Here is a 551-nt window from a genome sequence, read left to right as displayed (position 1 = left end):
AATGGTTGAAACTGCTGACTGGTTATCTTACTGCCTTAGAGAAATTTCAAAGCATGTTGAACGGGTAGATCTACTTGATGAACTAGATAATTTACGAAGGAGAATTACATATGGAATTAGAGAAGAATTGCTAGATTTGGTTAAAGTAAAGGGAATTGGACGAATAAGGGCAAGGATGCTCTATAAACATGGAATCCAAAATCTTGATGATTTGGCAAATATTCCTGTGAATAAATTAGCAGATATAGATAAAATTGGTTCAACCATTGCAGATAACATAAAGTCAGAATTACGGAAGGTTAGATAGTTGATCGAATTGATAATCCCTGCAGTAATTTCATGCATTGTAGCATTTTTTACAGTATATCTTACCACTCCATATCTGATTAAATTTCTTCAAAAAAGAAATCTTGCAGTTCCAGATGTGAATAAAAAAGATCGTATCATGGTTGTACGACCTGGTGGTCCTTCCATTATTGCTGGAATTATCGCATCTGAACTGGCTCTGTATGGATTTTTTCAAATCAATGAAATTTTAGCAATAATAATTG

At 33.4% G+C, this 551-nt stretch carries 1 protein-coding gene and 1 pseudogene; both read left to right on the top strand.

Going from position 1 to position 551, the window contains the following annotated elements:
* The coding region (locus BG20_RS11420; RefSeq protein ID WP_010195595.1) for a helix-hairpin-helix domain-containing protein at positions 1 to 307 on the top strand (307 nt) is incomplete at its 5' end.
* Positions 308 to 551: pseudogene (locus tag BG20_RS12835) on the top strand (UDP-N-acetylglucosamine-1-phosphate transferase); the annotation flags it as partial.

It is taken from the genome of Candidatus Nitrosarchaeum limnium BG20, from assembly GCF_000241145.1.
Lineage (GTDB): Archaea > Thermoproteota > Nitrososphaeria > Nitrososphaerales > Nitrosopumilaceae > Nitrosarchaeum > Nitrosarchaeum limnae.
Note: the sequence above shows the minus strand (reverse complement) of the source record. Positions and strands in the feature narration are given on the sequence as shown.